Raw genomic sequence first — 2,024 nt, 5'->3', positions numbered from 1 at the left:
GGCGGCGCCGGAGGAGGTGTCCGGGCCGCCGTGCCCGGCGTGCGGCACGCCCAATCCGCCCGGCCGCCGGTTCTGCCGGCGCTGCGCCCACCCGCTGACGCCGGCGGAGGAACGTACTCCGCTGCCGTGGTGGCGGACCGTCTGGCCGTTCCGCCGCCGGGTGCGGGCCGGATCCGGGCGGGCGGTGCGCCTCCTGGTGATCCTGGGCGTGGTCCTGGCCCTGTGCGTGGCAGGGTTCCTGCTGCTGCCCGCCGGGCGCGCCCTGTTCGAGGACACCCGGGACAAGCTCGGCGACGCCAAGGCCGTCACTCCCGTGGACGTGTCGGCCATTGCCCAGCTGCCCTCGCACCCGGCGACGAACACCACGGACGGCCTCAGCAACCGCTACTGGGGCGCACCCGGACCGGACGCCTCGGTGACGTACACCTTCGGCAAGCCGTTCCGGCTGGTCGACCTCGTCGTCACGAACGGCGCGTCGGCGTCGCCGGAGCAGTACGCCCGCGAGGCCCGGGCGCTCCGGATGGACCTGGAGGTCACGTCGGCGGACGGCACGGTGCACCGCTCGTCCCTCACCCTCGGCGACAAGCCGGGACCGCAGACGTTCCCCACCGGCATCACCGACGTGGTGACCGTCCGGCTGGTGCTGCGGTCGGTCACGGGACTCTCGGAAGGCCGCCACGTCGCGGTGGCGGAGGTGGAGTTCTTCCAGCGGGGCTGACGGGCCCCGGCCCGCGGCTCAGGGACCGGTGACGGCCTTCTCCAGCAGACCGTGCAGGACGTTCTGCTCCCGCGGGGTGAGGCCGGACAGCGGGGAGTCCACGGCGAGGAGCGCGCGCAGGCGTTCGCGCAGTGCGGTGCCCTCCGCGGTGAGGACGAGGTGCTTGGCGCGGCGGTCGGTCGGGTGCGGGTGGCGCTCGACCAGGCCCTGCTTCTCCAGCTTGTCGACGACGAAGGTGGTGTTGGAGGGCTCGCAGCTCATGCGTTCGGCGAGCTCCCGCATGGTCATCGGCCCGCTCATCTCCCGCAGCGCGGTCGCCTGGGGCGCGGTGAGGCCCAGGGCGGCGGCGCGCGCCCGTACGTGCTCGGCGATGCGCTGGGCCAGTTGGTTCACCAGACCGCACAGTTGTCGCTCGGCGATGACCGCCTGCGGCTCCGGGGACGTCGTCATGCCACCAGCCTAGCAAGTACCTCAAGCCAACATATTTACAGCTTGAATGATTCGAGCTTGATGCTTATGGTTTCGTCGTCGCCGTGCGGACACCCCGGCGACGACCCGATGACGACGAACAGGGGAGAGCCATGCCTGAGATGACGGTGGATCAGGACGGACGACTGAGCCGGCCGTCCGGAATCCGCTCCATACGGCTGGGCGACACGAAGGTGTCGTACGTGCCGGACGGCGAGGCGCGGTTCCGGCCGCTGCGGATGCTCCCGGACACCACGGACGAGATGTGGGCCGCGCACCCGGAGTATCTGGACGCCACCGGCCACCTCGTCGGGAGCGTCGGCGCTCTGCTGGTGGAGCACGGCGACCGCGCGCTGCTGATCGACGCGGGCTTCGGCCCGCAGAGGCACGAGGCGCCGGACGGCCCGCTCGACGTGATCCAGGGCGGTGCGCTCCCGGACGGCCTGGCCGGACTCGGCCGCCGCCCCGAGGACGTCGAAGCGGTGGCCTTCACCCACCTCCACCCCGACCACCTCGGCTGGGCCTGCCATCCCGCCCCCGGCGGCGACCGGCCCCTGTTCGCCCACGCCGACTACCTGATCTCCGAGCCGGAGTGGGACGCGCGCGACGCCCTGGAGGCCGGGCACGTCGCGGCCCTTGCGCCGCACGTACGGACGATCACGGACGGGCAGGAGATCTTCCCCGGCGTCCGCGTGCGGATCAATCCCGGGCACACCGCCGGGCACGCCGAGTACGTCATCACCGGCGGCGGGCGGCGTCTGATCGCCTTCGGCGACGCCATGCACTCGCCGGTCCAGGCCGGCCACCCCGACTGGTCCGCGGCCTTCGACCACGACCC

Annotated in this window: 3 protein-coding genes; 2 read left to right on the top strand and 1 reads right to left on the bottom strand. The window is 72.9% G+C overall.

The window, feature by feature from the left end; translation table 11 throughout:
* Window positions 1-718: zinc-ribbon domain-containing protein (locus AB0K09_RS33000; RefSeq protein WP_366069078.1), on the top strand; the 718-nt coding region annotated here is incomplete at its 5' end.
* An 18-nt stretch (window positions 719-736) separates the two neighbouring features.
* On the opposite strand, the gene AB0K09_RS32995 is transcribed toward AB0K09_RS33000, so the two are convergent.
* Window positions 737-1,168, bottom strand: a complete 432-nt coding sequence (locus AB0K09_RS32995; RefSeq protein WP_366069077.1) for a MarR family transcriptional regulator — start codon at window positions 1,166-1,168, stop codon at window positions 737-739.
* Window positions 1,169-1,299: 131 nt separating this feature from the next.
* Between AB0K09_RS32995 and AB0K09_RS32990 the strand changes: the two genes are divergently transcribed.
* Window positions 1,300-2,024 (top strand): MBL fold metallo-hydrolase (locus tag AB0K09_RS32990; RefSeq protein ID WP_366069076.1); only part of this gene is annotated, 725 nt, incomplete at its 3' end.

The sequence above is a fragment of the Streptomyces sp. NPDC049577 genome (assembly GCF_040675635.1).
Taxonomy (GTDB): domain Bacteria; phylum Actinomycetota; class Actinomycetes; order Streptomycetales; family Streptomycetaceae; genus Streptomyces.
The sequence above is the reverse complement of the archived record's forward strand: the minus strand, read 5'-3'. Positions and strand labels throughout refer to the sequence as shown.

Coding starts and splice junctions, on each gene's coding strand:
- AB0K09_RS32995 (WP_366069077.1), bottom strand. CDS start 1,168: ATGACGACGTCCCCGGAGCCGCAGGCGGTCATCGCCGAGCGACAACTG.